Origin of the sequence: Vibrio sp. OPT46 (genome assembly GCF_015163535.1) — a bacterium.
Lineage (GTDB): Bacteria > Pseudomonadota > Gammaproteobacteria > Enterobacterales > Vibrionaceae > Vibrio > Vibrio alginolyticus.
Map to the genome: position 1 here is coordinate 6937 of NZ_JADDYG010000731.1, position 2346 is coordinate 9282.

Annotated in this window: 3 protein-coding genes; all 3 read right to left on the reverse strand. The window is 46.0% G+C overall.

Annotated elements, in window-relative coordinates; all coding sequences use genetic code 11:
* Nucleotides 1-67: 67 nt before the first annotated feature.
* Complete coding sequence (locus tag IQR33_RS26545) at nucleotides 68-919, reverse strand: carbenicillin-hydrolyzing class A beta-lactamase CARB-42 (protein ID WP_005375420.1); 852 nt, start codon at nucleotides 917-919, stop codon at nucleotides 68-70.
* A gap of 324 nt (nucleotides 920-1243) precedes the next feature.
* A complete protein-coding gene (copI, locus tag IQR33_RS26550; RefSeq protein WP_193837205.1) occupies nucleotides 1244-1795 on the reverse strand; it encodes a copper-resistant cuproprotein CopI in 552 nt (183 codons plus the stop codon).
* 76 nt (nucleotides 1796-1871) lie between these two features.
* The coding region (locus tag IQR33_RS34490) for an efflux RND transporter permease subunit (protein WP_228014161.1) at nucleotides 1872-2346 on the reverse strand (475 nt) is incomplete at its 5' end.

Consider the following 2346-nt stretch of genomic DNA (forward strand, 5'->3'; position numbering starts at 1 on the left):
ACAGAATGAGCCCTTCTGGAAGAGAAGGGCTAGAAAAGGATACAAATAGGGTCAGGTGAGTGGTGACTTAATTGTCTTTGTACTTTTGTAAAATCAACTGACTTATCTGCGCAACGAGTTGGTCCCTAGCTTGAAGTGAGAGCTCGGTTTCTGTGACATAAATACTAATGTAAACAGGTCGATGATTTTCCTTCCATATAATCGCGTTAATGCCACGCGAACCATGACCTCCCGCACCAGAACGGTCTGCAATAGACCAACCTGTTGGTAATACAGAACGCATTAACGAGTCTGAAACTTTGTTGTCCTGCATCCAGATTTTTAATTGCACACGAGACTCATAAGACAACGTTTCGCCTTCGACCAAAGTTCGTAGAGTGTTTAGTATGGCGTTAGGTGTGGTTGTGTCGCGGCTGTCGCCTGGTGTGGCTTCGTTCAAGCGAGGTTCTATTCTGTCTAGGCGCGTTGCTTTATCTCCAATTGTTCGCAGAAACATTGTTACGGCCTTAGGGCCGCCAATTTCATTTAATACCAAGTTGGCTGCAGTATTATCACTCATTAACATAGCGGCTTCACACGCGTGCTCTATGCGTGTGTTTTGGCCTGCGAGCTTATCCATCACTGGAGACCATACAACGATACTGCGCTCATCGACTTTTGCGGTCGCATTTTTACTTAGCTTACCGCTGTCCATATCACTTAGCATTTTGGCACAAGCTAGGGTTTTGAATGTGCTCATGAGTGGGAAGCGTTCATCGCCACGGTAATCCCAACGCTCGTCTGCTTGGGTATCCCAAACTGACACCCCAATTCTGCTTGAGGTTTGTTGCTCGAGGAGAGAAATGTCCTCATTCAGTTGGGACGCGTAACTTAGGGTTGAGCAAACCATTAGCCCAGCCAACAAAAATAACTTTTTCATGGATCGTGTTCTTCAATTTTAGTTTTAGTTCGCACGGTAGCGATGTCACGTAAACTATAACGAGCCAATACTCTAAACACTGTTAAATCTATGTCTATTTTATGTAGGATTCTTTGCAATACGCTTAAACGGTCTCAATATGGGGAGAAGAGTGTTGCTATCAAGGCCTGTAGTTTGGCTTATATATTACGTCGGTGATTCGGTCACAAAAATATCTTAGCGAGAGACACTGGCTCAGAATTTCTTATCATGAGCTAACGAATAGTTTGATCCAGAAATAAAAGGAGCTGAATCATCAGCTCCTTTGTCTATTTGGATAATTACTTACAGTTCAATCTTTTTAACCATGCCCGATTCTGCATGGCCCGGAATGTTGCACGCGAACTCAACCTTGTTGTCACCGTGGAAGTGCCACAACAACTGCTTCGCTTTGCCTGGTTCGACCGTCACAGAGTTGCCCGAGTCGTGCATATGATCACCGCTCATTGTCTTCATCATTTCACGATGTTCTAGCTGCTCTTTAGCCGAACCAATCGTAAACTCGTGGTTGATCTTACCGGTGTTCATGACTACAAACTGCACCACATCGTTTGGCTCAATCTTGACGTCTTTCTTGAACTTGATGGTCATGTCATCACCCAAGATTACGTGTACCACCTTGTCTGGCTGTGCCCCTTTCGCTGGCATACCTACTGCCGACATGCCCGGCATATCCATCATGTTTGAATGGTCCATTTTACTGTGGTCCATCTTCATGCTGCCGTGGTCCATGTTTTCATGCTTCATGTTGCCATGGTCCATGTTTGAATGATCCATTTGGGCAAACGCAGTCGTTGTTGTTAGGGCTAGAGCAAGAGTGATTAGTGTCTTTTTCATTTTTATATCCTTGTTTTAATTCATTAATAACTTGGTTGCTTCCCCTCAAACGGCATGTTTGAGAGGAAGGTAGGGATTAAGCGTTGTTGTTTACATCACTAGCTTGTGTGCCAGCTTGGTGATTAGTCGCATTGCTTGGGCGCAACTCACGTTGTTTCCACAGCTTGAAGATGGCTGGAAGCACTAACAGCGTCAGCAGCAGTGCCGATGCCATACCGCCAATCATTGGTGCAGCGATACGTTGCATCACTTCTGAGCCTGTCCCTTCGCCGTACATGATCGGAATCAGACCAATAATGACCGTCAGTACCGTCATCATTACTGGGCGAACACGTAGGCCCGCACCTTCACGAATGGCATCGGTTAGGTCTTTCGCCTCAAGCTTCTGTTGGCTCTCTTCCGCATCGAGTTTTTTGTAGTGCCATGCTTGGTTGAGGTAGACGAGCATGATGACCCCAATCTCAACCGCGACGCCTGCTAGGGCAATAAAGCCGACCCCAACGGCAATCGAGAAGTTGTAGTTGAGGATATGCATGAGCCATAAGCCACCG